The sequence below is a fragment of the Rhizobium freirei PRF 81 genome (assembly GCF_000359745.1).
GTDB classification, from domain to species: Bacteria; Pseudomonadota; Alphaproteobacteria; order Rhizobiales; family Rhizobiaceae; genus Rhizobium; species Rhizobium freirei.
Map to the genome: position 1 here is coordinate 85,637 of NZ_AQHN01000086.1, position 24,854 is coordinate 110,490.

A 24,854-nucleotide genomic window follows, 5' to 3' on the forward strand; every position below is an offset into this window, starting at 1 on the left:
GCAAGAACCTGCACTCGATACGGATAGTCTCGACAAAACGTGTTCCTGTTGATGCTATGAAATCCAGTAACGGATCAACGGAATGTGCAAAGGCGGTGTGCTGTCGCACGCGCCTTTGCTGGCCTTGTCCAGGGGAGGATTCGTTCAAGGGAATGTGTTCGTTGCTCCTCTTATTGAAACCAGATTTGACATTAGGCGCAGTCGGACCTAGCCCAATGAGCGGAAATCGGGAGCACCGGCTTTGATTGCATGACTGAACATCAATTTCCCTAAAGTTTGTTTTCGAACGATCAATGTGGAGGCATAGGAACCGATTCTTGACTTCGTTTGCAAATTTATTGTTTAGATAACGCTTATTTACGATATGGATAAATCAAGACACAGCTCCGCAGTTTCAGGGACTGAGACCCGTTCATGATGCCGATCTACACCGGCATTTCCGTACGGCAGTTTCCTGTTGAAGACTCCCCACCGGATGTCAGATCGCCAAGGCGTTAAGGAATGGGGATGAGCGGATATTAAACGCGCTGATAGCCGATCTCCTTCGCGTGGATCCCGTACGGCGGCGTGTTCGGCAACGGCGGGTGCTTGCCACGTTCGCTCTGATATTCGAACCAAGCGATTGCTCTTGCCGCGATGACGTGAGTGGAGGCCTTTATGCCGAGCTCCTGGGTCGGCCCGAAATTTTGTCCGATACCATGCAACGATGCGTGGAAGGTTCCACGTCTTGTCGTCTCACGACCGCCCCCAAAGGGGTTGCCCGGTTAAGAGAGTTGCCAAGACGCGCAACGAGAGTAAACCCCAAACATCCCCAAGGCCGATTTATGCGACCGTTCGGGCGAGCCAATGCAACTGTGCACTCGATTTACTTGATTTCGGTCAACTTATATTCTTTCAATAGGCACGATGATCGATGGCGTGTATGGCACACCTCCACGCCGTGGATGAAGGAAAACATGCGCTTTAAAGGTCTTGATCTAAATCTCCTTGTCGTGCTCGACGCCCTCATGACCGAGCGCAACCTCACAGCAGCGGCACGAAGCATCAATCTGAGCCAGCCCGCGATGAGCGCGGCCGTCGCGCGGCTGCGAAGCTATTTCCGCGACGATCTCTTTACGATGGTTGGCCGTGAACTTGTCCCAACGCCACGTGCCGAAAGGCTCGCCGTGGCCGTCCGAGAGGCTTTGCTGTATATCCAGCTCTCCGTTATTGCCTGGGAACCGTTCGATCCGGCTCATTCGGATCGCTGCTTCAAGATCATCCTATCCGACTACGTGACACTCGTGTTTCTTGAAAAGGTCGTCGAGCGTATGGCGCAGGAAGCTCCTGCCATCAGCTTCGAGTTTCTACCTGTTTCAGACGACTTCGATGAGCTCCTCCAGCGCGGCGACGTCGACTTCCTCATTATGCCGAAAGTGTTCATGTCGAAGCATCCTCATGCTGCACTGTTCGACGATATATTCGTGTGCGTAGGGTGTAGTACGAACAAGCAGCTATCAGAGCCGTTCACGTTCGAGCAATACATGTCGATGGGCCATGTTGCGGTCAGATTTGGAAGTGGCCTTAGGCCTGCCATTGACGAATGGTATTTGCGCGAGCGGGGTTTCAAGCGACGTATCGAGGTCGTGGTGCAATCCTTTAGCATGATACCGCCCATGCTAGCAGGTACCGACCGTATAGGGACAATGCCTTTGCGGCTGGCGCAGCACTGTGCGAAAACGACGCCCCTGCGCATCATGGAGCTTCCGCTTCCGATCGCCACATTGACCGAGGCCGTCCAATGGCCCGCGCTCCACAATAGCGATGCGGCAAGCCTTTGGATGCGGGAGACATTAATTCGGGAGGCTGCCCGGATGGTTTCGCCGCCGGCTGCGGAACGTCAAGATGCTCCGACAATGAAGCCCACTCGTCCGAAAGTTTACGCCGGATAAACGGCCGGCTCGCTTGATGCGGCTGCGATGCATTCAAACTTTTCAAGCCATTGGGCATGCGAGCTTGTCCGCGACCGGCCGCCAGGAATATTGCGCAGCTTACCTGGATCCCTGCGCTTACCGCTGATTCCAAACGCATAAATTGCCAAGGCTGTCCTATCCGTTTCGTGTGGGTCGCGCCGCATGGATATGCCGCTTTCGATCCTGGGGCATGATGCGGCCGAACAAGCAGTTGGGGTCTCAACTGGTTTGGCATTGTTTTGAGGCAAACCCGGGTGCTTCGCCAGTGGCACGATTTGATGTGGGATTGTCTCCAATTTTAAAAATTCTTTGGTCCCGCTGTGGTCTTGGCCAACCTGCGGCACCCTCCGATCGCCAGGCTTTATCAGTTTACTGCGACACATTGCGTCCGATTTGTCGGGCCCGCGACAAAGGCTTGTCCAGTTGGAGCGCATGTCTGGCGCAGCTAAATAGCTGAAAAACAATCAAGAGAGTTTCCCTTCAAGTCGACTGCCAACTTGGCACGCGTTTTGAAACGCTTCTCGGCGGGCGGCGCGAGCTGCCGACCGTACTCCGCGACGGATGGAACGAAAGAAGGAAGGCAACATGTCAGATTTGCGTCAAATCGCATTCTACGGCAAAGGGGGCATCGGCAAGTCCACCACCTCACAAAATACGCTCGCAGCCCTTGTCGATCTCGGGCAGAAGATCCTGATCGTCGGCTGCGATCCCAAAGCCGACTCCACCCGCCTGATCTTGAACTCGAAGGCGCAGGACACCGTGCTGCATCTAGCGGCACAGGAAGGTTCGGTGGAAGACCTCGAACTCGAGGACGTGCTCAAAATCGGCTATAAGGGCATCAAGTGCGTAGAGTCCGGGGGCCCGGAGCCGGGTGTTGGTTGCGCCGGCCGCGGCGTCATCACCTCCATCAACTTCCTTGAGGAAAACGGCGCCTACGACAATGTCGACTATGTCTCCTATGACGTGCTCGGCGACGTCGTGTGCGGCGGCTTCGCAATGCCGATCCGCGAGAACAAGGCCCAGGAAATCTACATCGTCATGTCCGGCGAGATGATGGCGCTTTACGCGGCAAACAACATCGCCAAGGGCATCCTGAAATATGCCCATGCAGGCGGCGTGAGGCTCGGGGGTCTGATCTGCAACGAGCGCCAGACGGACCGCGAGATCGACCTCGCCGAGGCCCTGGCCTCCAGGCTCAATTCCAAGCTCATCCATTTCGTGCCGCGCGACAACATCGTCCAGCACGCCGAGCTCAGGAAGATGACGGTCATCCAGTATGCGCCGGATTCCAAACAGGCCGGAGAATATCGCACCCTGGCTGAGAAAATTCATGCCAATTCGGGTCAAGGGACCGTCCCGACCCCGATCACCATGGAAGAGCTCGAGGACATGCTGCTCGACTTCGGCATCATGAAGACCGACGAGCAGATGCTTGCGGAACTTCAGGCCAAGGAATCGAAGGTGGCGGCCGCCCAATAACCGCCGCTTTCGACGGACGCGCCGGCCCTTGACCCGGCGCGTCCTTCCCGAGAACGCGCCTCAGCGCGAGGCGACATCCGAACCTTAAAAGAGGGCAGGCCCTATGAGCCTCGACTACGAGAAAAACGGCGCTTTGCATGAAAAGCTTATAGCGGACGTGCTGTCGCAATATCCGGACAAGGCGGCGAAGCGCCGCAACAAGCACCTCGGCGTTGCAACGGGCAAAGACGCGACCGACAAGGAGGACGACGTTCTTTCCGAATGCAGCGTCAAATCGAATATCAAATCCATTCCGGGCGTTATGACCATCCGCGGCTGCGCCTATGCCGGTTCCAAAGGTGTCGTGTGGGGGCCGATCAAGGATATGGTCCACATCTCCCATGGACCGGTTGGTTGCGGCCAATATTCCTGGTCGCAGCGTCGCAATTATTATGTCGGCACGACAGGGATCGACACCTTCGTGACGATGCAGTTCACCTCCGACTTCCAGGAAAGAGACATCGTTTTCGGCGGCGACAAGAGGTTGGACAAGATCATCGATGAGATCGAGGAATTATTCCCGCTGAACAAAGGCGTCAGCATCCAATCGGAATGCCCGATCGGTCTGATTGGCGATGACATCGAGGCTGTGTCGCGCAAGAAGGCGAAGGAACACGACAAGACGATCGTGCCGGTGCGCTGCGAGGGCTTCCGCGGCGTATCGCAATCACTTGGCCACCATATCGCCAACGATTCCATCCGTGACTGGGTTTTCGAGAAAACGGATGTCGAGTTCGAGGCGAGTCCTTACGACATCAACGTCGTCGGCGATTACAATATCGGCGGCGATGCGTGGGCCACGCGCATCCTCCTGGAGGAGATGGGGTTGCGCGTGGTCGGCAACTGGTCTGGAGACGCCACGCTTGCCGAAGTGGAGCGGGCGCCGAAGGCCAAGCTCAACCTCATCCACTGTTACCGGTCGATGAACTACATCTGTCGGCACATGGAGGAAAAGTACGGCATTCCATGGATGGAATACAATTTCTTTGGTCCGTCGCAGATCGAAGCCTCTTTGCGCAAGCTTGCCAAGCATTTCGGGCCGGAAATTGAGGAAAAGACCGAGAAAGTCATTGCCAAGTACCGGCCTTTGGTCGACGCCATCATCGCCAAATACCGACCACGCCTCCAAAGCAAGACCGTGATGCTCTACGTCGGCGGTTTGCGCCCTCGTCACGTGGTCACGGCCTACGAGGATCTCGGCATGGAGATCGTTGGCACCGGCTACGAGTTCGCCCACAACGACGACTATCAGCGCACCGGCCATTACGTGAAAAAAGGCACGCTCATCTACGACGACGCGACCGGTTATGAACTGGAAAAATTCATCGAGGGGATCCGCCCCGATCTCGTAGGCTCCGGTATCAAGGAAAAGTACCCGGTGCAGAAGATGGGCATTCCATTCCGCCAGATGCATTCGTGGGACTACTCCGGCCCGTATCATGGCTACGACGGCTTTGCCATCTTTGCCAAAGACATGGACCTCGCCATCAACAATCCAGTCTGGGATCTTTACGACGCCCCCTGGAAGAGAAAGGTCGCGCCGGCTGAGGCGGTTGCGGCCGAATGAGGGCCTGGCCTGTCTTGGAGCAGGGGCAGGCTAGGCTCTCGCCGCGGATTTGATCCTGACACCTCGAACATCTCGACGTCCTTTGCCGCCATTGGTGCGGCACGATGAAACGAAAGGCGATTACCATGCCGCAGTCGGCGGAAAAAATTCTCGACCACGCGCCTCTGTTCCGCGAGCCGGAATACAGGCGAATGCTTGCCGAAAAGAAGCTGAATTTCGAATGTCCGCACCCGGACCAGGTCGTTGCCGATCAAAGCGAGTTCACCAAGACCTGGGAGTACAGGGAGAAAAATCTTGCCCGCGAAGCCCTCGTAATAAATCCCGCCAAAGCCTGCCAGCCGCTCGGGGCCGTCTTTGCGGCTGCGGGCTTCGAGCGGACCATGTCCTTCGTCCACGGCAGCCAGGGCTGCGTTGCCTATTACCGGTCGCACCTTTCGCGACACTTCAAGGAGCCTTCGTCGGCGGTTTCGTCCTCGATGACTGAGGACGCGGCGGTATTTGGCGGACTGAAGAACATGGTCGACGGGCTCGCCAACACCTATGCGCTCTACGACCCGTCGATGATTGCCGTCTCGACCACCTGCATGGCGGAGGTTATCGGCGACGATTTGCACGGCTTTATCGAAAACGCCAAGAGCGAAGGCTCGGTCCCCTTAGACTTCGATGTTCCTTTCGCCCACACGCCCGCCTTCGTCGGCAGCCATGTCGATGGCTATGACGGCATGGTCAAGGGCATCCTGGAGCACTTCTGGAAGGGCAGGGAGCGCAAGGAACCGAACGGCACCATCAACATCATACCCGGGTTCGACGGCTTCTGCGTCGGCAACAACCGCGAGCTCAAGCGCCTGCTGAACCTCATGGGCGTATCGTATACCCTCATCCAGGACGCATCCGACCAGTTCGATACTCCCTCGGATGGCATGTATCGCATGTATGATGGCGGCACGACGATCGGAGACGTCAAGGAAGCTCTTGGCGCCGAAGCGACACTATCGCTGCAGCACTACAACACCCGCAAGACGCTGGAATATTGCAAGGAGTTCGGACAGCCGACGGCTTCCTTCCATTATCCCCTTGGCGTTAAAGCAACCGACGAATTGCTGGTGAAAATCTCGGAGATTTCCGGCAAGGAAATCCCTTCCGCGATCGGACTGGAGCGTGGGCGCCTCGTCGACGCCATGGCGGACAGCCAAGCCTGGCTGCACGGAAAGAAATACGCGATCTACGGCGATCCAGATTTTGTCTATGCGGTGGCCCGGTTCGTGATGGAAACCGGCGGCGAGCCCACACATTGCCTCGCGACCAACGGCACATCTGCGTGGGAAAGCGAAATGAAGGCATTGCTTGCATCCTCGCCGTTCGGAAAGGATGCCAAGGTCTGGGCGGGCAAGGACCTCTGGGCACTGCGATCACTGCTTTTCACCGAACCGGTGGACCTGTTGATCGGCAATTCCTATGGCAAATATCTGGAGCGCGACACCGGCACGCCGCTGATCCGGCTGACGTTTCCGATTTTCGACCGGCACCATCATCATCGCTTCCCGCTGATGGGCTACCAAGGCGGGCTGCGTGTCTTAACGACAATCCTCGACACGATATTCGACAAACTCGACCGCGAGACGAGCCAAACAGGTGTCACGGACTATTCCTATGACCTCACACGCTAACGGCAAACGCTCGGCTCCGCCGCCGAGTGTCTTGCAATCGACATCTAAGGCCGGCGCAAGCCGGTCGCTCGATGCCAGGATCCAGGACGTCTTCGAGGAACCCGCTTGCGAGATGAACCGCGGCAAAGATGCCAATGTCCGCAAGAAGGGTTGTTCCAAGCCGCTCACCCCCGGGGCGGCAGCCGGTGGCTGCGCGTTCGACGGCGCAAAGATCGTGCTGCAGCCGATCACCGACGTCGCGCATCTGATCCATGCTCCGCTCGCCTGCGAAGGCAATTCCTGGGATAACCGTGGTACGGCTTCGTCCGGCCCGATGCTCTGGCGCACGAGCTTCACCACCGATCTTACCGAACTCGACGTGGTGATGGGCCACGCCGAGCGGAAGCTTTTCAAAGCGATCCGCGAGATCAAGGAAACCTACGCGCCACCGGCGATCTTCGTCTATTCGACATGCGTTACGGCGCTAATCGGCGACGACATCGAAGCGGTCTGTAAGCGCGCTGCGGAAAAATTCGGCTTGCCGGTGGTGCCGATCAATGCGCCCGGCTTTTCCGGCTCCAAGAATCTTGGAAACAAGCTCGCCGGCGAGGCGCTGCTCGATCATGTCATCGGCACGGTGGAGCCCGATGATGCCGGCCCCTACGACATCAATATCCTCGGCGAATTCAATCTTTCCGGCGAGTTCTGGCTGGTAAAGCCGCTTCTTGATCGGCTTGGCATTCGCGTGCGCGCCTGCATCCCCGGTGACGCGCGTTATCGTGACATTGCCTCAGCGCATCGTGCCCGGGCAGCGATGATGGTGTGCTCGACCGCACTCATAAATCTTGCCCGCAAAATGGAGGAACTCTGGGACATTCCGTTCTTCGAAGGGTCCTTCTACGGCATTACCGACACGTCGCAATCGCTGCGGCAGATCGCTGAGCTGCTCGTCAGGAAGGGCGCCGATCCGGAGATTCTTGAGCGCACCGAGGCGCTGATCGCAGAGCAGGAGGCGATCGCCTGGAAAAAGCTCGCGGCATACCGGTCGCGGCTTCAAGGCAAGCGTGTGCTGCTTAATACCGGCGGTGTGAAGGCCTGGTCGATTGCCCACGCGCTGATGGAGATCGGCGTCGAAATCGTGGGCACCTCGACCAAGAAATCGACGGCCGAAGACAAGGAGCGCATCAAGGAAATTCTGAAGGAGGATCACCGCATGTTCGAGTCGATGGGATCGCGGGAGATGTACGACATTCTCGCAGAACACAAAGCCGACATCATGCTGTCTGGTGGGCGTACGCAATATGTCGCGCTGAAGGCAAAAACGCCCTGGCTTGATATCAACCAGGAGCGCCATCATCCCTATGCCGGCTATGAGGGCATGGTGGAGCTCGTTCGCCAGATCGATCTTGCTATCCACAACCCGATCTGGAGCGAGGTGCGGGAGCCGGCACCATGGGACGCCCAGCCCGCAATGAAGGAAGAACTGCAAAGCACGCAAAGCGAGAGCGAGACGTTCCCCGCCTCACAGATCTCGTCGGCGCCTCCGCCGGCGGCTTCCGCGGGTGGTGAGGAAAGCTGATGGCCTGCATTCTCCCGCAGACCAAGTCGGCGGCGGTCAATCCGCTGAAATCGTCGCAGCCCCTCGGTGCCGCTCTAGCCTATCTTGGCGTCGATGGTGCGATACCGCTGTTCCACGGCAGCCAAGGCTGCACCAGCTTCGCGCTGGTGCTCTTCGTGCGCCATTTCAAGGAAGCCATCCCCCTGCAGACAACGGCGATGGACGCAGTGGCGACGATCCTCGGCGGCGCCGGCAATTTGGAAGAGGCGCTCCTCAATATCAAAACACGCGCTAAACCGAAGCTGATCGGGATCTGCACGACGGCGCTGGTGGAAACCCGCGGCGAGAATTTCGAGGGCGATCTTGTCAATATCAAGCTGGAGCGTGCCGAAGAGCTAGCAGGTACCGAGGTCGTGCTAGCGAGCACACCCGATTTCGACGGTGCGATCGAGGAGGGTTGGGCAAAGGCAGTCACCTCCATGATCGAAGGCATTACGACCCCAGGCGGCCGGCCCCGCGATCTGAAGAAGATTGCGATCCTCCCCGGTTGGCACCTGACGGTCGCCGATATTGAGCTTCTGCGCGAAACGGTCGAAAGCTTTGGTCTGAAGCCGGTGATCCTGCCGGACGTCTCGGGCTCGCTCGACGGCACGGTTCCTGACGACCGTTGGGTGCCGACTACCTATGGCGGCACGAAGGTCGAGGAAATCCGCGAACTCGGCACCTGCTTCCAGGCGGTTGCGATTGGCGAGCATATGCGCACGGCCGCCGCGGCCCTGCAGGCGAAGACCGGCGTGCCTTACGTCCTCTTCGAGCAGCTTGTCGGGTTAAAGGCAATCGACCGTTTCATGACGATGCTGGCCATGATCGCCGGCAATCCGGTGCCGCCCGCTGTGCGGCGGCGCCGCGCACAATTGCAGGACGCACTCCTCGACGGCCATTTTTATTTCGGCGGCAAACGTATCGCGATTGCCGCAGAGCCAGATCATCTTTTTCAACTTGCAACGTTCTTCAAGGGTATGGGCGCTGAAATAGTCGCCGCCGTTTCGACCACCGGCACAAGCTGCATTCTGCAGAAGGTGCCGGCCGACGCTGTGCAGGTCGGCGACCTTTCTGATCTCGAAACCATGGCGCGCCACGCTGGCGGTGATTTGATCGTGACCCATTCCCACGGCCGCCAGGCCGCCGAGCGGCTTGGCGTCCCGCTGATGAGGGTCGGCTTTCCGATCTTTGATCGGCTCGGCAGCCAGCATAAGAAAACCATTCTCTATGAGGGCGCGCGCAACTTCCTGTTCGAGGCCGCCAACATTTTTCAGTCGAACTGCCGCCGGCCGAGCCCCGAAGCGCTCAATCCCTTGCAAGACATGGAGGCAAAAAATGACGGCCGTCAGACGTCTTTCACTCGTCACTGAGGAGGGGCCAGCCCCTGCGCCAGAGTGCCCGAAGGGAGTTCTGCGCGTTGCCATCGCGACACAGGACCTGAAGAGGCTGAACGCACATTTCGGGTCTGCCAAGCTTTTTGCAGTCTATGACGTCACCCCAACCGGTTGGGAGATCGTCGAAGCCGTCGATTTTGGTGAAGCAACTGACGAAAGCGGCAAGCACACGAACGACGGCGGCACCGATCGCATCGCGATGAGGGTCGAGGCGTTGAAGGGATGTCATCTGCTGTTCTGCCTGGCGATCGGCGGGCCCTCCGCCGCGAAGGTCGTCTCGGCAAAAATCCATCCGATCAAGGTGCCGGAGCCATCGTCCATCGAAGAGGTACTGATGCGCACCCAGACCATGCTGAAAACTGCCCCGCCGCCATGGCTGCGCAAGGTGCTTGCAGACGCCGGCATGGGTCTCGCCAAGCCGTTCTTCGACGACGAAGATTAAAGGAGGTCGGCGATGACTTCGCCCAGCAACCTTGCGAACACACTCGCAGATGATGATCGCGACGCAATGGCAACCCCGTTCATGAAGCGCCTGGTTCGCTTGGTCAGGGCGCAGGATACTCATGGGTCGTGGGACGGAAAATCGGACACTGACCTGCTTGCCGATTTCATTGTGACGAAGGAGCAGCGCCGGCAAATGCCGATCATCGGCGACCCCGATCCGGACGTGATTTGGAGGCTTCAAATCTTTTACACCTGCGTTGGGCTTGAAATCGAAGGGCACTCAGGCCTCGTCGCCTCCTCGATCGTGACGATGAATCCCGAGGGCTTCGGGCGAGTGGTTCTCACGACAGGGCGTTTGGTCGTTTTGTCGAAGACGCTCAGAGACGTCCATCGGTTCGGCTTTGAGACGCTTCGCAAACTCACCGAGGCCGGCACGAAATTGGTCGATGATGCTGTCATCGCCATAAAAGCCTACCCCGATGTGGCGCGGGCGCCGTGAATTCGGGTTTTTGAGGAAAGAGATAAATGTCAGACATTGTGCAGCAGCTTCAAAAGGTCCGTAAACTGCAGTCACGAGCGACAACCGCGAAAATGGAGTTGCACGATCTTGCCGAGGACCTGCCGGTCAACTGGCCCAAGATCAAGACGATCGCAGCAAAGACGTTCGACGCATTCGCGGAGTTGAATGCGGCAAAGAACGAGCTTGCCGCCTTGGAGGATTCGCGATGACGGGGACCTTCGTTACCCGTGATGGATCCACCTGGTTGCCGGAGTATCTGACCGCTATCGATGGCAAAACTTGCATCGGCTGCGGCCGCTGCTTCAAGGTCTGCTCGCGCGATGTCATGCACCTTTACGGCGCAAGTGAAGCGGGTGAAATCCTCGGCATCTGCGATGACGAAGACGACGACTTCGATGGCGAACTCAATCGTATGATCATGGTCGTGGACGAAGCAGGGCGATGTATCGGCTGCGGCGCCTGCGCCCGCGTCTGCCCGAAGAACTGTCAGATTCATATACCGGCTGACAAGCTCGCTTCATGTGCTGGCGTATAAACGCGGGAGAACGACTGTGCCTTTTGCAATTTTCTGTCGCCTCCTGCAACCAGTCATGTGCTTCAGCCTTCTAGGCGCTTACTTCGTTTCACATTCAATCCGCAGAGCAATGGTCACGACGGTGGATATTTGGCTCCTTCTTCAGGTGGCCTATTTCGCAAGCGTGCTTTTTTTGATCTGGCGCGCCAGTTGCGCTTTAAAGAGGAGCCAGCGGGTCTTGCGTTTCGATGATCTCGAGGAAATGCGTTACCGGCCAGAGCATTGCGAAAAGAAAGACTGAACTACCCCGTTGTCTTCCAGCTCGGCTCGATGGTGGGTTTGTTGCCCTTGAGGGCCGGGAACAGATCAGTTGCGAGCCTCGGGCTGCCTGGAAGACATTGATCATCGAGCATAACGTTGTTGGAACAACTACACGACGTGTCCGTCGGCAATGGCTTCCACGGTGTAGCAACCTAAGGAGTTTATTGCTGTTCGGTTCCCATTGAAGGGTGCTGTGGCAAACGCAGCGACCGGCCTGTGGGTTGCGCCGCCTCGACGACGAACGAAGGCCGATGAAGCAATGGGATCTAATCAAACGCCGAGGATTGTTGCCGGGCTTGCCCGCCCACGCGTCGTGAACACGTCTATTTCAGGCGCAAATCACTGGAGAGAACATGCTGCAAAACTTCGAACGATATCCCCTTACCTTCGGCCCTACGCCTATCGAAAAGCTTGACCGACTTAGCGAGTATCTAGGGGGCAAGGTGGAGATCTATGCCAAGCGCGAGGACTGCAACTCGGGGCTGGCGTTCGGCGGCAACAAGCTCCGCAAACTCGAGTACATCATCCCGGACGCGATCGCGTCAAATGCCGACACGCTTGTTTCCATTGGTGGCGTGCAGTCCAACCATACACGCATGGTCGCCGCAGTAGCCGCCAAGATCGGCATGAAATGCCTTCTGGTGCAAGAGGATTGGGTACCATATGAGAACGCTGTTTACGATCAGGTTGGGAATATCCTCTTAAGCCGGATCATGGGAGCGGAGGTGCGACTGGTTGATGACGGCTTCAATATCGGCATCCGCAGCAGTTGGGAAAGGGCGCTCGACGACGTCAAGCAAATGGGCGGCAGACCCTACGCGATCCCAGCCGGTGCGTCTGTCCATAAATATGGCGGCTTGGGTTATGTGAGTTTTGCCGAGGAAGTGCGCGCGCAGGAAAAACAGCTTGGTTTTGCCTTTGACTATATCGTGGTTTGCACTGTGACGGGTTCGACGCAAGCCGGCATGGTCGTTGGTTTCGCCAAGGATGGACGACAGCGCAATGTGATCGGTATCGATGCTTCGGCAACCCCTCTCCAAGCCCAGTCGCAGGTGCTTAACATTGCCCGGCAAACTGCGAAGTTCGTCGAACTCGGAAGAGAAATCGCCAATGATGATGTGGTATTGCTCGCGGACTATGCGCACCCCCGTTATGGCATTCCTTCCGAGGAAACAAACGAGGCCATTCGCCTTTGCGCGCGGCTGGAAGGCATAATCACTGATCCCGTCTACGAGGGGAAATCGATGCAAGGGATGATAGATCTCATCAGCAAGGGCTTCTTTCCGAAAGGATCAAGGCTCCTATTCGCGCATCTCGGCGGCGTGCCGGCAATCAATGCTTACAGCGACACGTTTCGCAACGGCTGATCCAAAGGAAGAGCCTCCATAGATGCCCTGGACTTTGAAGGTTCCACGGATGCGCCAATAAGCAATAGTACTGCGGGCGACGGCCCTTCTTGCCAATCTCAGCAATATGAAGATGGGCTAACATCAGCAACAATGGAATACCGCTGGCAACTAAAAAATCCTCCGCCTGAAAAAGCTGAATATCAAGCGCTGTTGAATTTGACTGATTAAGACGCCGCCAAATTGGCGCCGCTTACACGGCCAGCTTCACGCCGATCCCGCAATTACGAATCCGGTTTTTCGGAAAGCGCGTAGCCGACAGTTCTTACAGTCCGTATCAGATCGCGGTCGCTATCCCTATTTAGTGCCGCGCGCAAGTTGCCGATGTGAACATCGATGGTGCGAGGCCCGATATGAACGGCATGGGGCCAAGCTGCATTCTTTAGTTCATCTCGCGAGTAGGCCCGGTATGGGTTCCTCATAAAGTGCTCCAGCAGGCGGAACTGGGTTGGAGCTACATGAATCGTCCGGCCGTTTCGGCGCACACGATGCGTGGCCACATCCAATTCAATGTCCTGAAAGGCAAGCAGTTCGTGATGCCTGGGAATGGAACTCCGACACGAGCCGTCCAAGATTCTGCCGATGCTCGTCAGCGCTATCTCTCGCGATCGGCTAACATGCTCATTGTCATCGAAAGTGACCGTGTCTCCTTGAGTTACTTCATCAGCAACCGCCGCAATCGCAATGATCGACATTGACCGCGCCCGGCGAGAAAGACGCAGGCGAATACAGAGCGTCTGCTTCTCAACGTCAGGGAAATGCGTCCTAAGAAACACCACATCTGGCGTCGCCTCTTGGAAGTGTTTGGCGAGGACGTTCCCATGGCTGGTATTGAGGTGCTTACATGCGCATTCCAAGAACTGACCAGAGCAATCTTCTGGTGCAGTGATCAGCACCGCCGCTGAGTGGAAATCCCGATTAGTCTCGTTCTCCGCCATCGCGTGCATCCTTCAATGAAAGTTCGACCGACCTTCAAATTCTTTCGCCAACAAAGTTTTGCACTTATCTCCAAAACCCAGTTTGTTGAACTGCGGCTCGCGCCGAAGCTTTCCATTGCGGCACCTCGGCGAATGGGCTTGATCCGGAGGGAGTTCACTCCTCAGTCGGCAATTTTGCGGATAACCATGCACACATCGTGCCAATGAAAAGATCGTTTTGAAACAGTGCCATGCCTCTAATCTAGAGCGCACATGTTGAAACTCGGACTTGGGCGCTTTGCCACTAAAGCAAAGATACTTCAGCGGATCTGTAGCCAGCGCGCCCTTGCATTAACACGCGTTTCGGTTCGTGAAGAAATGTATCTGTCAGCGGCAGAAAGAACACCGCATACTCTTGACGCGGACCATCTGTTCGACCCTCTGATCTTGATGCTTTCGCCGTCGCCGATGGCTGCGAACAGCGTTTGGACATGCGCCTGGAGGAGGCGCTGATCCACCAGCTAGTCAACTATCTGATTAGGGAGTGGACCAAGTACGTTTCGGGGTTAGTCTCAGCTTATGTGCACGATCCGAGGGCACTGCTAATGGAGACATGTGCGATTGTTATCGCAAGCCCCCGACATACTATGTTAACTGGCAAAGAGCGCTTCCCAGCGCGCGCAGTTATGGTCGGCGGCACGTCCGTTCTGCAACATCTATTATCTCAATTGGCACGCGTTGGCGTGCAAAAGACGATTATCCTTGGACTAGGAGGCATGGGCGAGGTCGACCATCGTTTCTGTCACGAGCTGTACGGTATGGAGCTCCGCGTACGCCCACAGCGCACGCCATATCCCGGGCGTCTTATTGATGTGACAGCGGCAGAGGAAGTCGCTGATGTCGATGGAGTAGTTTTGATATTTACCGCGGAAATGGTGATCAATTTAACTGTGCTGGAGCGCTTGGTACGGTCATCATATCGCAACATTGTCGTTGTGAGCCAGTCACTCGGCAAACGATCGCTACGAGTGCTGACGGGCAAAGCGCAACGCCTTACAGCAATTGTACCCGAAGGCTCCGACAGCTATAAAAGTGCGTCTGCAGATTTGAGCCTCGTCGGCATTTATAAATTTGATGCGGCGTTAGTTCGGAGGATTGCGCGGAGGCGGAAACGTCGCTCGCATGACGATCCGGAGTTCTTTGAAGCAGCATTTGGTTTTCACGGTCATCCAATCTATGTCATGTGTGCCGAACCCGGCGAAATACGATGAACAACGACATCCATGCAGCAAGATTTTGAGTGCCGCAACTGAAGAATCTGGCCGCAACCCTGTTCCTTCGGCGCACGCAATCTTTGAGGCCCCAGATGCGTTCCCTGTTGTCAAAATGCAAAGCTTGGTTCCTGACGCCAAATTGCGCGTATGCCAACCAGCGAGTCGCTCTCTTCTTTCTTCGAGCCCTTTCATACATACGTCACGGCGTAAGTGACTCATAAGAGTCGGATTCGAAAAGCGTTCAACGATATCCATACCTTGCTAGCCGTCTGGTGATGAGACGAATGTGGGCGATCATGATCCACGCTTCGGCTGATGCGATGGAGCGTTCGACGTCTTTGGCCAATCTGCGGCATCTGCCAAGCCAGGCGAAGGTCCGTTCGACCACCCATCGACGCGGCAGAACCTCGAAGCCTTTCGCCTTGTCTGAGCGCTTGATGATCTCGATCGTCCAGCGCCCGATCTTTTTCAGTCGCCGCTTCAACTTATCGCCCGCATAGCCACCATCGGCGAAGACATGCAGTAACCATGGCCACCTGTGGCGGATGGATTTCAGGAGATCGGGAGCACCGTCGCGATCCTGGATGTCGGCGCTGTGCACCATGAGACCGACCATCAGGCCGAGCGTATCGACGATGATATGGCGCTTGCGGCCTTTGGTCTTCTTGCCCGCGTCATAGCCCCGGATGCCGCCGCTTTCGGTGGTTTTGACGCTCTGGCTATCGATCACACCGGCCGTCGGGCTTGCCTCCTTGCCCTCCAACTCGCGCGTTTCCATCACGAGACGATGGTTGATGCGTGGCCAAAGTCCCAACGCTCTCCATTCATAGAAATAGCGCTGGACGGTCGAGCAGGGTGGAAAATCCTTCGGCAGCATCCGCCATTGGCAACCAGTTGTGGCGATGTAAAGCAGGGCATTCACCACCTCTCGCAAATCCGTGGTCCGCGGGCGGCCCAAGCGGCGCGGCATTGGCAGGAAAGGCTGAACCAGACCCCATTCCCGATCCGTCATATCGCTTGCGTAGCGTGCCGTTCGCCGGGCATATTGCCGACGGGTGATTTTGGTCCAGGCCATCGTGTTCTCCATCGAATCTCGCAAATCCGAAGGAATCATAACCTGTTGAAATCACCCACCTCTTTTTGAGGCAGCCTCTAAGAGAACTATTGTCAGGTTTGTCCAACCCAGGGTCGCGACGTACTCGGCTGATTATGCTGCATTTCGCATGCAGTTAAGAAAATTTGGTAGAGGCTCTGTGGGTTCTTTCAAATTGGCACGACTCTTGAACTACGGACAGCAATTCCGACCCCTCGGAAAAAACGAGAGGAAAGCAGGATGTCAGCTCTTCCACAGCCCGCTTCCAAAGCTTTAGCGATAACGTTCGCCGGTGGCCGCTCACGGCCAGCGACTTCATCTGGCGACAGCATGGCGTGCCATTATTTGCCCGAGAGACAGCATCGATTGTCTCGGGACGGTTGCGGTTCCACTCAAATCAATAAACAGACTGGCCGAGTTACCGATCTGAATTCCTCGGACCTCTCGCCACCTTCTCAAGCTTTAAATCGAGGGGAACTTGCGGCCGAGTTCGGCCGATTTCTTGACCAGACACATACCGTCGCTCGGTCTAAACAGTTATTTGAGCACTTATCAGCTTTTGCTCTGAATCTTGGCTGCACGTGGATAGCCTACGGTCCTCTTACAACCGAGCGCAAGGTTTTACAGCCGGTTCGACGCCCTTCTTTTGAGATCCTGAACTATCCTGATGAATGGCAGAAGCGATGTCTCGAAATGGGTTATGATCGGAAAGCTCCTATTATCAAGGAAAGTCGAATGCGATCAGGCCCTATTCAATGGAGGGAGGCATACGTTAGCTCGAGCACAACTCCAAACGAACGGCGCATCTTCGACGAGGCTGCAAGCTTTGGCGTAAGGTCAGGCATTACCATTCCATTGCGCAGCGCGGCTGGAAGTTTCGCCATCATGAGCTTTGCCCAGCAGATTGAGCGTGAATTCCACCACAGGGCAATCGCCTACTTACAACTAGCGGCGATACATTTCCATCTGAGACTTGCTAATGTCGGGAGTTCGAATGTCATGGAGAAAGTGCCTGAGCTCTCGCAAAGGGAGAAAGAATGTATTCTCTGGGTAGCACGGGGAAAGTCGTCATGGGACATTGGAATTATTATGAGTATATCTGAAAATACTGTTAATTTTCACATTAAAAACGTCATGAGAAAATTAGACGCTGCGAGTAGAACCGTCGCGGCTATTAAGGCGTTAAATTTCGGATTTATCGAGTTGTAGGAGGCGATGTTCGTTCGTCGCTAAGTGATAGTGCCGCCACTGCCGCAGGCCTGTTTTCCTGCGACGAACAATAGGCAAGTAGGAACACTATCATTCTAGGTAGGAGCACAGTTGGCAATGGCCGTATAGAGTTGCGGAAACTTTCAAAATGGAGCCCGCTTTCGGAGCATTGCTAAGATCTCGCGGTAATTGGCGAGGGGTACAGGCGCTGGTGGGTCATGGCATCTGGTTGAGGAAATAATCGTGAGTAATGACAGCATTTCCAATTCCCTATTTGCCTTTGAAAACCATGAATCGAACGTGCGATCCTATTCCCGATCATTCCCCGTGGTGTTCACGAAAGCGGCAGGAGCCATCCTCGAAGACGAAAATGGTTGTGCGTTCATTGATTTTCTTTCCGGCGCGAGTGCCCTTAACTACGGTCACAATGATCCGCACATCCTAAGTGCTGCCGTGGAATACCTGCATTCAAATGGAGTTATTCATGGGTTAGACATGGCTACGCCGGCGAAAAGAGAGTTTATGGAGCTTTTTGACGACCTGATTTTGCGCCCGTGCGGTCTCTCATACAAATTTCAGTTTGTCGGTCCCACTGGCGCCAATGCCGTCGAGGCAGCTTTGAAACTTGCACGCAAGGTCACTGGACGTCATAGCGTCGTTTCATTCACCAACGGTTATCATGGGGTGAGCCTGGGCGCGCTTGCTGTAACTGGTAATCGATACTTCCGAAATGCGGCAGGTCTTCCTCCTTCCGGCGCGGTCTTCATGCCTTACGACGGTTATTGGGGGCCTGATCAGGATACTACGGAATATCTGGACAAAGTGCTTGCGGATGGTAGCAGTGGCGTCGATTTGCCTGCAGCTGTTATTCTCGAAACCGTTCAGGGTGAGGGCGGCATCAATCCTGCGAGCAGAAACTGGTTGCAGTCGCTAGAGCGGCTTTGCAGGAAGAACGAGATCCTCCTGATTATTGATGACATTCAAGCGGGCTGCGGACGAACTGGCGATTTTTTCAGCTTTGAGTTTGCGGACATTTCTCCAGACATCGTTCTCTTGTCTAAGTCTCTCAGCGGTTGTGGGCTGCCGCTGTCGCTCCTGCTGCTCAAACCCGAATTTGACGTATGGCAACCAGGCGAACACAGTGGAACCTTTAGGGGCAACAATCTCGCACTCGTGACAGCGACTGCTGCTTTGCGAAAATACTGGACAAATGAAAAGCTATCTAAAGGAGTTGTCGAAACAGGATGCATTCTAAGAGAGCGCCTTCAGGAAGTCGCCCAAAGCAACCGAAATTCCAACATTACCGTACGTGGAAGGGGCATGATGGTGGGGCTCGACTGCAGTACGGGCAAATTGGCGGGGGAAATCGTACGGAAAGCCTTTGAAGACGGGCTTGTAGTAGAGCGATGTGGCGCTGAAGATCAGGTTATTAAGCTTCTTCCTCCATTGACAATTGAACGGCAGATCTTGCAGCGTGGCTTGGACATTCTGGAGAAGTCCGTCCACTCAAGCGTATAAAGCTACGCTTGCCTCTTGGAGGCATGGCAGAGCCAAAGCAATGGGGGGAGGGCATTTATCGTAGTTTTGGGCACCGCGGCTCGCACGAACCGGTTCATTCTCCGATCGTGCGGCCGGACGGGCGTCTTCGTTGGCGCCACTCGTAATGGGTTGCCGCTATTTAAAAAGTACGACCCTTAAGCTTGTTGGGTACTGCGGTTGATTTGTCGGATTCATGACACGGAGTTCGGCCCTGCGCGTTGCCCCATCCTCACCTAAATAGTTGAACAGTGGTAAGCGGTTAGCCGACGGCGTCTGGTTTGAAGTTCCATGGCATGAGCAGCTCAATATCAGCGGCTGGCCAGCGATTTGCGATGCGGGTGAGCGTTTGAGATAGCCAGGCAAGCGGATCGACGTTGTTCATTTTTGCCGTCTGCAGAAGTGTGGCGATCGTCGCCCATGTCTCTCCGCCGCCCTCGCTGCCGGCAAAGAGACTATTCTTCCTCGTAATGGTTTGGGGCCGGATGGCACGCTCGACTATGTTGGAGTCGATTTCGACGCGGCCGTCCGTCAAGAAGTGCTCCAGCGCCTCCCGGCGTGTCAGGCCGTAGCGTATCGCCTCAGCAGTCTTGGACTTTCCGGAGACTTTGGAGAGTTCCTTCTCCCACAACTGGAAGAGATCGGCGACAATGCCAGCGGACGTCTCCTGACGGCGCCTCGCGCGCGTTTCGGCATCACTGCCGCGGATCTCGTCCTCGACCTTCCAAAGTTCCGTCATGGCTGTGATCGACGCCGTTGCAGCGTCATTAATGCCGCCGACATGCAGCTCGTAGAACTTTCGGCGTAAATGTGCCCAGCATCCGGCAAGCTTGATCGTTTCATTGCTGCCGGACTTGGCGCGCTCCTTGAGCATGCTGGTATAAGCCGAGTACCCATCCACTTGCAGGATGCCGCTGAACCCGGCGAGATGACGCGCGACACACTTGCCACCCCTGCTGTCTTCGAAGCGATAGGCAACCATCGGCGGGCCAGACCCGCCAAACGGTCGGTCATCGCAAGCGTAGGCCCATAACCACGCCTTCATCGTTCTACCAGAGCCGGGGACCAGCGTCGGTAAGGTGGTCTCGTCTGCAAAAACCCTCTCTCCGGCTTTAATGCGTTCCAAGATGTAATCCGCCAAGATCCGCAGCTCGAAGCCCAGATGCCCCATCCATTGGGCCATCAAAGAGCGGCTGAGAACCACGCTGTCGCGCAGATAGATCGCCTCCTGCCGGTAGAGCGGAAGACCATCGGCGTATTTCGACACGGCGATATAGGCCAGCAACCGTTCGCTCGGCAGCCCACCTTCGATGATATGCGCGGGCGCCAAAGCCTGCAGCACGCCGTCACGTTCGCGGAAGGCATATTTCGGGCGGCGTGTGACGATGACCCTGAACTTCGGCGGTATGACATCAAGCCGCTCGGATCGGTCCTCGCCGATCAGAACCTTTTCCAAGCCTTGGCAGTCGTCGGGGATCTCCGGCTCGATCACTTCCTCGATGCGTTCGAGATGGGCGGCAAAACCTTTGCGTGGCCGCGCCTCCCTTTTTGGCCGCTCTTTGCCCACTTGGCCGAGCTCGCTGTCAATCGCCGCAAGGCCAGTCTCGACCTCCTCAAAAGCGAAGTCTATCTGCTCGTCGTTTATCGCCAGCCGCAGTCGCTCGGAGCGCGTACCGTTTTGGGCCCGCTGCAAAACCTTCAAGATCGCCGTCAAAGTGGTGATCCGCTCGTCGGCTTTCTGTTGGACAGCCTTCATTCGGGCAATTTCGGCGTCAGTCGCAGCCTTCTCTGCGTTCAAAGCGATGATCATCGCTTTCAGCGCATCGATGTCGTCAGGAAGGTCGGGACCGGGTAAAATCATGCGCGTAATAGAGCATAAAATCAGCCGATTTCCCAACACTTACAGCAACATGATTCAACTTGCCGCACGTCGTCATCAGCCGATCGAAAGTGGCCGGCGCACCTTGGCGGGGCGGATCTTTTTCCAATCCATTCCGGCCAGAAGTGCCATCAATTGCGCATGGTCGAGACGGACGCGGGCAGCAGACGGGACAGGCCAGCAGAAGCCATTTTCTTCGATTATTTTGGCGTAAAGGCAGACCCCACTGCCATCCCACCAAACAATGCGGATCCGGTCTGCACGTTTCGAGCGGAATACATAAAGCGCACCGTTAAAGGGTTATGTGGCGCGCCACATAACCATATTTATGCATCGGGTGAGATTTTGTGGCGGAGCCATTACGGCGCCAGCCGGGGACTGCCAAATCTAGAATTCTCCGCCACATAATATTTCATGCCTCTCTGACGGGCGCGGGATCCCCCTGCGCCGCAATACTGGAGGGGCAATATGCTCGACTTCTATTTTTCGTATCGTGGGGTACTCAAGCGTCTGCGTAGCGGTGCGCTCGGCGGCGAGATGGATCGCTTCGCGGAGCATTTTTTCACGCTCGGTTATAAGCGAGCGTCTGCCAAGATTTACCTGAGCCGGATTGCGCGCTTTAGCCAGTTTGCCGCGAGGCGTTCTTCTGGGCGGCCGCCGCTTTCTGGATTGGTTCCGCCATCACCATCTCGGCCAGGACCTCGAGCCGTTGACGGCTGAGCAGGTCCTTGCTGCTGTCGAGCATCGGCTGTCGCTATCGGCGACCTCCGGCAGCCGCACGGCAGCGACTGCTCACACTCGAACATTTCTTCGGTTTTTGTATTGGGCTGGCTACCATCGCCAAGATCTCGCCGGCGTTGTCCCAAGGACGCCCTCTTGGCGTTTGGCACATTTGCCGCCACGCCTTGCATGGGATGACGTTCGGCAGGCGATCGATGCGATCGGCGCAACGACGCCGGTCGACATCCGCGATCGAGCCGTCCTGCTGCTGCTCGCCACTACGGGCATTCGCAACGGCGAGTTACGCGCCATTCGGCTGAAGGATATCGACTGGCGTACTGGCGAGGTTTTTGTCCGGCGCACCAAGGGCAAGCGTGATCGGGTGGTGCCACTCCTAGAGGAGACCGGCGCCGCACTCGCCGATTACATCCTGCGCGCTCGACCGAAGGTGGATAGTCCGTATCTGTTCCTGTCCTTCACGCCGCCGCTGGGGCCGTTCAAGTGCGCGTCGCCTGTTTCGAGGATCGTGCGGAAGCGGTTGCGGCATGGCGGGGTCGAACTTGGGCGAGTCGCAGGTGCGCATCTCCTGCGCCACAGCCTTGCCACCCAGCTCGTCAGGCAGCAAAGGCCAATCAACGAGGTCGCCGATCTTCTTGGCCACCGGAGCATCAACACAACGGCGTTGTACGTGAAGGTTGCGGCCTCGCAACTCGCCGAGGTCGCACTCCCCTTTCCGGGAGGCGCCGCATGACCGCCTTTGCCCGATTCCTCGGCGAGAAGGTTGAGCGTTACATCGAACTGCGCCACTCGCTCGGCTATGCCTTCAGTAAGCAAGCTGGTACGTTGCGCGCTTTTGTCCGCTACGTTGAACGCACTCAAATCGACGCGCCCGCCACCCGGACGATGGCGCTGGACTTCGTCCTATCGTTCGGCGGGGCCGCCAACAGCCGCACCACTCGTCACGGCGTGCTCCGCAGATTCTACGAGTATCTCGCCGTCTATGACGCCCAAACCGAGAGCTTGGAGCGTAGGGTCTTTCCCAGATCCAGGGCAATTCCGCCGCCGCGGATCCTCAGCGAGTCAGAGTTGGCGTCGCTCATCGACGCATGTGCGCGCATTTCGCCAAGCATCCCTCTCAGGGGGCGGACGATGGCAACGCTAATCGGATTGTTGGCAAGCTCGGGACTGCGATCTGGCGAAGTGGTAAGGCTTGATCGTTCCGACGTCGATCTGACCAACGGGGTTCTTCTCGTTCGGAAGACGAAGTTCCGCAAGGACCGTCTCGTTCCAGTTCACACGACGACCCAGGCTGCCCTTCGCCACTACGCCAGTGAGCGTGACGCCGCTTTTCCCACGCCCAAGGACCAGGGCTTCTTCCTCAGCTCTCGTGGCAACCGCCTCTCAGCGACCGGCCTGCAAAACGGTTTTGCCGAGGTGCGTAAGCTCTCCGGCCTTGATGGCGGTAAGCCCTTAAGGCCGCACGATCTCAGGCACCGGTTCGCCGTGACCCGCCTCAGCTTCTGGCATCAACAGCGCGCAGACGTTCAGGCGTTGCTCCCGTTGCTCGCCACCTATCTCGGCCACGCCAGCTACAGCGATACCGCTTACTACCTCACTGGTTCGGCGGATCTTCTCGCCATTGCGGCGGACCGCGCTTTCCTCGATGGAGGTGCAGCATGAGCGAACATCTGCTCCTGGCGCCGCTCCTGGAATCCTACTTTCGCCGGCGCCTAACCAAGCAGCGCAACGCCACTCCCGCGACTGTCGCGAGCTATCGCGACGCCTTGCGCATGCTGATCCTCTTTGCCGCCGCCAGGTTGCGGAAGAGGCCGGCGGCGTTGGTGCTCGAAGATCTCGATCGAGACCTCGTTCTCGCATTTCTCGACGAACTCGAGGAGAAGCGGAACAACACCGTCGCCACGCGTAATGCCCGACTAGCTGCGATACGATCTTTCTTCCACCATGTGGCAGCCGCCGACCCGGCGTCCTTTGGTGTCGCGCAACGCGTGCTGACGATTCCCACAAAACGCGCGCACATTGAGGTGACGCACCATCTCACCGACGCAGAAGTGGACACCGTCATTGCGGCGCCCGATCAGAGGACGCCCCGTGGTCGGCGCGACCGCGCGTTTCTGCTGTTCCTGGCGCGGACCGGCGCGCGGGTCTCCGAAGCCATCGGTGTCAATGCTGACGACCTTCAGTTGGGACGCCCGCACTCGCAGGTGCTATTGCACGGTAAGGGGCGCAGAGATCGCGTCATCCCCGTTCCTCAGGATCTGGCGAGAGCGCTGGCGGCCTTGTTGCGCGAGCGCGGAATCACCAACCACGAACCACGACCGATCTTTATCGGTGCCCACAATGAGCGCCTGACGCGCTTCGGGGCGACCCACATCGTACGACGAGCGGCGGCCAAGGCAGTGGCCACAAGGCCGGATTTGGCCGAAAAGCCCATATCGCCACACATCTTCCGGCACTCCCTTGCCATGAAGCTTCTCCAGTCCGGCGTGGATCTTTTGACGATTCAAGCCTGGCTCGGGCACGCACAGGTCGCCACCACCCACCGCTATGCCGCCGCGGATGTCGAGATGATGCGTAACGGACTCGAAAAGGCGGGCATCAAGGGCGATTACGGGACGCGCTTCCGGCCCACCGATGCCGTTCTGCAACTGCTGAACAGCATCTAAGCTAAAACATTATGTGGCGGAAGATGCCAGATTTGGCAGTCCCCGGCTGGCGCCATGACGGCTCCGCCACAAAATCTCACCCGATGCATAAAAAGGGGTCGAGGCCGCCATCGCGCACCAGGGCCATCAGCGAGGCCGCGCCTTTGCGGAAGTCGACCGGTTGGCACGACACATAGACCACGACACCCGAAGCGATCATGCTTGCCGTACCGCCCTGACGATGCCGCTCAGCAGCGCCGGATCGATCGAAGCGCTGACGCGAAGTGTCGTGTCGCCCACCTGGATCTCGACAGTGTCCGTCCGCACCGCCTCGAAACGAGTAAAGGCCTCATCGTTTTCGGTTGCTCTCAACCGCTGAACCGAACCAGATGCAAGGGCTACGCGCCGCCATCCAAAGAGCTGCGATGGGTCCATTCCATGGGCACGCGCGACCGCAGAGACATTTGCGCCCGGAGCCAACGCTTGCTCCAGGATCAGAGCTTTCGCCTCATCTGACCACGACTTCGGTTTCCGCCGCGTTCGCACCGGCTCCGCCGTCAGAATTTCGAACGTACGATCATGATTCATATCTTCACTCATAGGATTCCCAGCATGATTCATGCTGAAAATGAGCGATTTCGCGTCTCCATGCTACGTGGGATGGCCTGTCCGCTTACGAAC

The 24,854-nt window shown here is 57.0% G+C and carries 24 protein-coding genes and 1 pseudogene; 18 read left to right on the forward strand and 7 right to left on the reverse strand.

Annotation, left to right across the window (positions count from 1 at the left end):
• The first annotated feature begins 956 nt into the window (after positions 1–956).
• The 12 genes from RHSP_RS26840 to RHSP_RS26895 all read left to right on the forward strand — a co-directional run bounded on the left by RHSP_RS26840 (position 957) and on the right by RHSP_RS26895 (position 12,843).
• Positions 957–1,931, forward strand: a complete 975-nt coding sequence (locus RHSP_RS26840; protein WP_004126101.1) for a LysR family transcriptional regulator — start codon at positions 957–959, stop codon at positions 1,929–1,931.
• Positions 1,932–2,537: 606 nt separating this feature from the next.
• The gene (gene nifH, locus RHSP_RS26845; RefSeq protein WP_004126102.1) at positions 2,538–3,431 is read left to right on the forward strand and encodes a nitrogenase iron protein; all 894 of its coding nucleotides are present in this window, start codon (positions 2,538–2,540) and stop codon (positions 3,429–3,431) included.
• A gap of 103 nt (positions 3,432–3,534) precedes the next feature.
• Complete coding sequence (gene nifD / locus RHSP_RS26850; RefSeq protein ID WP_004126105.1) at positions 3,535–5,037, forward strand: nitrogenase molybdenum-iron protein alpha chain; 1,503 nt, start codon at positions 3,535–3,537, stop codon at positions 5,035–5,037.
• Positions 5,038–5,162: 125 nt separating this feature from the next.
• Entirely contained in the window at positions 5,163–6,704 is a 1,542-nt protein-coding gene (gene nifK, locus RHSP_RS26855) for a nitrogenase molybdenum-iron protein subunit beta (RefSeq protein ID WP_004126108.1), read from the forward strand.
• A 112-nt stretch (positions 6,705–6,816) separates the two neighbouring features.
• Positions 6,817–8,262, forward strand: coding sequence for a nitrogenase iron-molybdenum cofactor biosynthesis protein NifE (gene nifE, locus RHSP_RS26860; protein WP_240535527.1), 1,446 nt, complete (start codon positions 6,817–6,819; stop codon positions 8,260–8,262).
• A complete protein-coding gene (gene nifN, locus RHSP_RS26865) occupies positions 8,262–9,653 on the forward strand; it encodes a nitrogenase iron-molybdenum cofactor biosynthesis protein NifN (protein WP_004126114.1) in 1,392 nt (463 codons plus the stop codon). The genes nifE and nifN overlap by 1 nt, the downstream gene beginning before the upstream one ends.
• Entirely contained in the window at positions 9,619–10,119 is a 501-nt protein-coding gene (gene nifX, locus RHSP_RS26870; RefSeq protein WP_015342005.1) for a nitrogen fixation protein NifX, read from the forward strand. Before nifN ends, nifX begins: the two co-directional genes overlap by 35 nt.
• Positions 10,120–10,131: 12 nt before the next feature.
• The gene (locus tag RHSP_RS26875) at positions 10,132–10,620 is read left to right on the forward strand and encodes a NifX-associated nitrogen fixation protein (RefSeq protein ID WP_004126118.1); all 489 of its coding nucleotides are present in this window, start codon (positions 10,132–10,134) and stop codon (positions 10,618–10,620) included.
• A 26-nt stretch (positions 10,621–10,646) separates the two neighbouring features.
• A complete protein-coding gene (locus RHSP_RS26880; RefSeq protein WP_015342006.1) occupies positions 10,647–10,850 on the forward strand; it encodes a CCE_0567 family metalloprotein in 204 nt (67 codons plus the stop codon).
• On the forward strand, positions 10,847–11,176 hold the full coding sequence (gene fdxB / locus RHSP_RS26885; RefSeq protein WP_004126119.1) for a ferredoxin III, nif-specific: 330 nt from the start codon (positions 10,847–10,849) through the stop codon (positions 11,174–11,176). The genes RHSP_RS26880 and fdxB overlap by 4 nt, the downstream gene beginning before the upstream one ends.
• A 55-nt stretch (positions 11,177–11,231) precedes the next feature.
• Entirely contained in the window at positions 11,232–11,456 is a 225-nt protein-coding gene (locus RHSP_RS35750; RefSeq protein ID WP_210305378.1) for an exopolysaccharide production repressor protein, read from the forward strand.
• 373 nt (positions 11,457–11,829) lie between these two features.
• Positions 11,830–12,843, forward strand: a complete 1,014-nt coding sequence (locus tag RHSP_RS26895) for a 1-aminocyclopropane-1-carboxylate deaminase (RefSeq protein WP_004126123.1) — start codon at positions 11,830–11,832, stop codon at positions 12,841–12,843.
• Between the two features lie 263 nt (positions 12,844–13,106).
• Here the strand turns inward: RHSP_RS26895 and RHSP_RS33215 are convergent, their stop codons facing one another.
• Entirely contained in the window at positions 13,107–13,820 is a 714-nt protein-coding gene (locus tag RHSP_RS33215; protein WP_157385444.1) for a response regulator transcription factor, read from the reverse strand.
• A gap of 755 nt (positions 13,821–14,575) precedes the next feature.
• On the opposite strand from RHSP_RS33215, the gene RHSP_RS26905 reads away from it, so the two are divergent.
• Positions 14,576–15,070 (forward strand): hypothetical protein, encoded by a 495-nt coding sequence (locus tag RHSP_RS26905; RefSeq protein ID WP_240535523.1) that lies wholly within the window; start codon positions 14,576–14,578, stop codon positions 15,068–15,070.
• Between the two features lie 244 nt (positions 15,071–15,314).
• Here RHSP_RS26905 and RHSP_RS26910 read toward each other — a convergent pair whose 3' ends face one another.
• The gene (locus RHSP_RS26910) at positions 15,315–16,148 is read right to left on the reverse strand and encodes an IS5-like element ISRtr4 family transposase (RefSeq protein WP_004126132.1); all 834 of its coding nucleotides are present in this window, start codon (positions 16,146–16,148) and stop codon (positions 15,315–15,317) included.
• A 258-nt stretch (positions 16,149–16,406) separates the two neighbouring features.
• Between RHSP_RS26910 and RHSP_RS26915 the strand changes: the two genes are divergently transcribed.
• Both RHSP_RS26915 and ectB read left to right on the forward strand, forming a co-directional pair.
• Complete coding sequence (locus tag RHSP_RS26915; RefSeq protein ID WP_004126135.1) at positions 16,407–17,375, forward strand: LuxR family transcriptional regulator; 969 nt, start codon at positions 16,407–16,409, stop codon at positions 17,373–17,375.
• A 243-nt stretch (positions 17,376–17,618) separates the two neighbouring features.
• Positions 17,619–18,893, forward strand: a complete 1,275-nt coding sequence (gene ectB / locus RHSP_RS26920; RefSeq protein ID WP_004126138.1) for a diaminobutyrate--2-oxoglutarate transaminase — start codon at positions 17,619–17,621, stop codon at positions 18,891–18,893.
• 280 nt (positions 18,894–19,173) lie between these two features.
• Here ectB and tnpC read toward each other — a convergent pair whose 3' ends face one another.
• The 3 genes and pseudogenes from tnpC to RHSP_RS35900 form a co-directional block, all read right to left on the reverse strand.
• A complete protein-coding gene (tnpC, locus tag RHSP_RS26925) occupies positions 19,174–20,772 on the reverse strand; it encodes an IS66 family transposase (RefSeq protein WP_004126142.1) in 1,599 nt (532 codons plus the stop codon).
• A 75-nt stretch (positions 20,773–20,847) separates the two neighbouring features.
• Positions 20,848–21,078, reverse strand: a pseudogene (tnpB, locus tag RHSP_RS36110) (IS66 family insertion sequence element accessory protein TnpB); the annotation flags it as partial.
• Between the two features lie 331 nt (positions 21,079–21,409).
• Positions 21,410–21,535, reverse strand: a complete 126-nt coding sequence (locus RHSP_RS35900) for a hypothetical protein (RefSeq protein ID WP_276307848.1) — start codon at positions 21,533–21,535, stop codon at positions 21,410–21,412.
• A gap of 147 nt (positions 21,536–21,682) precedes the next feature.
• Between RHSP_RS35900 and RHSP_RS35755 the strand changes: the two genes are divergently transcribed.
• Genes RHSP_RS35755 through RHSP_RS26940 form a run of 3 tightly spaced genes read left to right on the forward strand, consistent with a single transcriptional unit; the run spans position 21,683 to position 24,194 of the window.
• Complete coding sequence (locus RHSP_RS35755) at positions 21,683–22,261, forward strand: site-specific integrase (protein ID WP_240535524.1); 579 nt, start codon at positions 21,683–21,685, stop codon at positions 22,259–22,261.
• Positions 22,258–23,190, forward strand: a complete 933-nt coding sequence (locus RHSP_RS26935) for a tyrosine-type recombinase/integrase (RefSeq protein ID WP_004126144.1) — start codon at positions 22,258–22,260, stop codon at positions 23,188–23,190. Before RHSP_RS35755 ends, RHSP_RS26935 begins: the two co-directional genes overlap by 4 nt.
• Complete coding sequence (locus RHSP_RS26940; RefSeq protein ID WP_004126146.1) at positions 23,187–24,194, forward strand: tyrosine-type recombinase/integrase; 1,008 nt, start codon at positions 23,187–23,189, stop codon at positions 24,192–24,194. The genes RHSP_RS26935 and RHSP_RS26940 overlap by 4 nt, the downstream gene beginning before the upstream one ends.
• Before the next feature lie 76 nt (positions 24,195–24,270).
• On the opposite strand, the gene RHSP_RS35905 is transcribed toward RHSP_RS26940, so the two are convergent.
• Together RHSP_RS35905 and RHSP_RS26945 are read right to left on the reverse strand one after the other, a co-directional pair.
• On the reverse strand, positions 24,271–24,393 hold the full coding sequence (locus RHSP_RS35905; RefSeq protein ID WP_141694186.1) for a transposase: 123 nt from the start codon (positions 24,391–24,393) through the stop codon (positions 24,271–24,273).
• On the reverse strand, positions 24,390–24,761 hold the full coding sequence (locus tag RHSP_RS26945; RefSeq protein ID WP_240535525.1) for a transposase: 372 nt from the start codon (positions 24,759–24,761) through the stop codon (positions 24,390–24,392). Before RHSP_RS26945 ends, RHSP_RS35905 begins: the two co-directional genes overlap by 4 nt.
• Between the last annotated feature and the right edge of the window lie 93 nt (positions 24,762–24,854).

Coding starts and splice junctions, on each gene's coding strand:
- RHSP_RS26840 (WP_004126101.1), top strand. CDS start 957: ATGCGCTTTAAAGGTCTTGATCTAAATCTCCTTGTCGTGCTCGACGCC.
- nifH (WP_004126102.1), top strand. CDS start 2,538: ATGTCAGATTTGCGTCAAATCGCATTCTACGGCAAAGGGGGCATCGGC.
- nifD (WP_004126105.1), top strand. CDS start 3,535: ATGAGCCTCGACTACGAGAAAAACGGCGCTTTGCATGAAAAGCTTATA.
- nifK (WP_004126108.1), top strand. CDS start 5,163: ATGCCGCAGTCGGCGGAAAAAATTCTCGACCACGCGCCTCTGTTCCGC.
- nifE (WP_240535527.1), top strand. CDS start 6,817: ATGAACCGCGGCAAAGATGCCAATGTCCGCAAGAAGGGTTGTTCCAAG.
- nifN (WP_004126114.1), top strand. CDS start 8,262: ATGGCCTGCATTCTCCCGCAGACCAAGTCGGCGGCGGTCAATCCGCTG.
- nifX (WP_015342005.1), top strand. CDS start 9,619: ATGACGGCCGTCAGACGTCTTTCACTCGTCACTGAGGAGGGGCCAGCC.
- RHSP_RS26875 (WP_004126118.1), top strand. CDS start 10,132: ATGACTTCGCCCAGCAACCTTGCGAACACACTCGCAGATGATGATCGC.
- RHSP_RS26880 (WP_015342006.1), top strand. CDS start 10,647: ATGTCAGACATTGTGCAGCAGCTTCAAAAGGTCCGTAAACTGCAGTCA.
- fdxB (WP_004126119.1), top strand. CDS start 10,847: ATGACGGGGACCTTCGTTACCCGTGATGGATCCACCTGGTTGCCGGAG.
- RHSP_RS35750 (WP_210305378.1), top strand. CDS start 11,232: ATGTGCTTCAGCCTTCTAGGCGCTTACTTCGTTTCACATTCAATCCGC.
- RHSP_RS26895 (WP_004126123.1), top strand. CDS start 11,830: ATGCTGCAAAACTTCGAACGATATCCCCTTACCTTCGGCCCTACGCCT.
- RHSP_RS33215 (WP_157385444.1), bottom strand. CDS start 13,820: ATGGCGGAGAACGAGACTAATCGGGATTTCCACTCAGCGGCGGTGCTG.
- RHSP_RS26905 (WP_240535523.1), top strand. CDS start 14,576: ATGGGCGAGGTCGACCATCGTTTCTGTCACGAGCTGTACGGTATGGAG.
- RHSP_RS26910 (WP_004126132.1), bottom strand. CDS start 16,148: ATGGCCTGGACCAAAATCACCCGTCGGCAATATGCCCGGCGAACGGCA.
- RHSP_RS26915 (WP_004126135.1), top strand. CDS start 16,407: ATGTCAGCTCTTCCACAGCCCGCTTCCAAAGCTTTAGCGATAACGTTC.
- tnpC (WP_004126142.1), bottom strand. CDS start 20,772: ATGATTTTACCCGGTCCCGACCTTCCTGACGACATCGATGCGCTGAAA.
- RHSP_RS35900 (WP_276307848.1), bottom strand. CDS start 21,535: ATGCTCGACAGCAGCAAGGACCTGCTCAGCCGTCAACGGCTCGAGGTC.
- RHSP_RS26935 (WP_004126144.1), top strand. CDS start 22,258: ATGACCGCCTTTGCCCGATTCCTCGGCGAGAAGGTTGAGCGTTACATC.
- RHSP_RS26940 (WP_004126146.1), top strand. CDS start 23,187: ATGAGCGAACATCTGCTCCTGGCGCCGCTCCTGGAATCCTACTTTCGC.
- RHSP_RS35905 (WP_141694186.1), bottom strand. CDS start 24,393: ATGATCGCTTCGGGTGTCGTGGTCTATGTGTCGTGCCAACCGGTCGAC.
- RHSP_RS26945 (WP_240535525.1), bottom strand. CDS start 24,761: ATGAATCATGATCGTACGTTCGAAATTCTGACGGCGGAGCCGGTGCGA.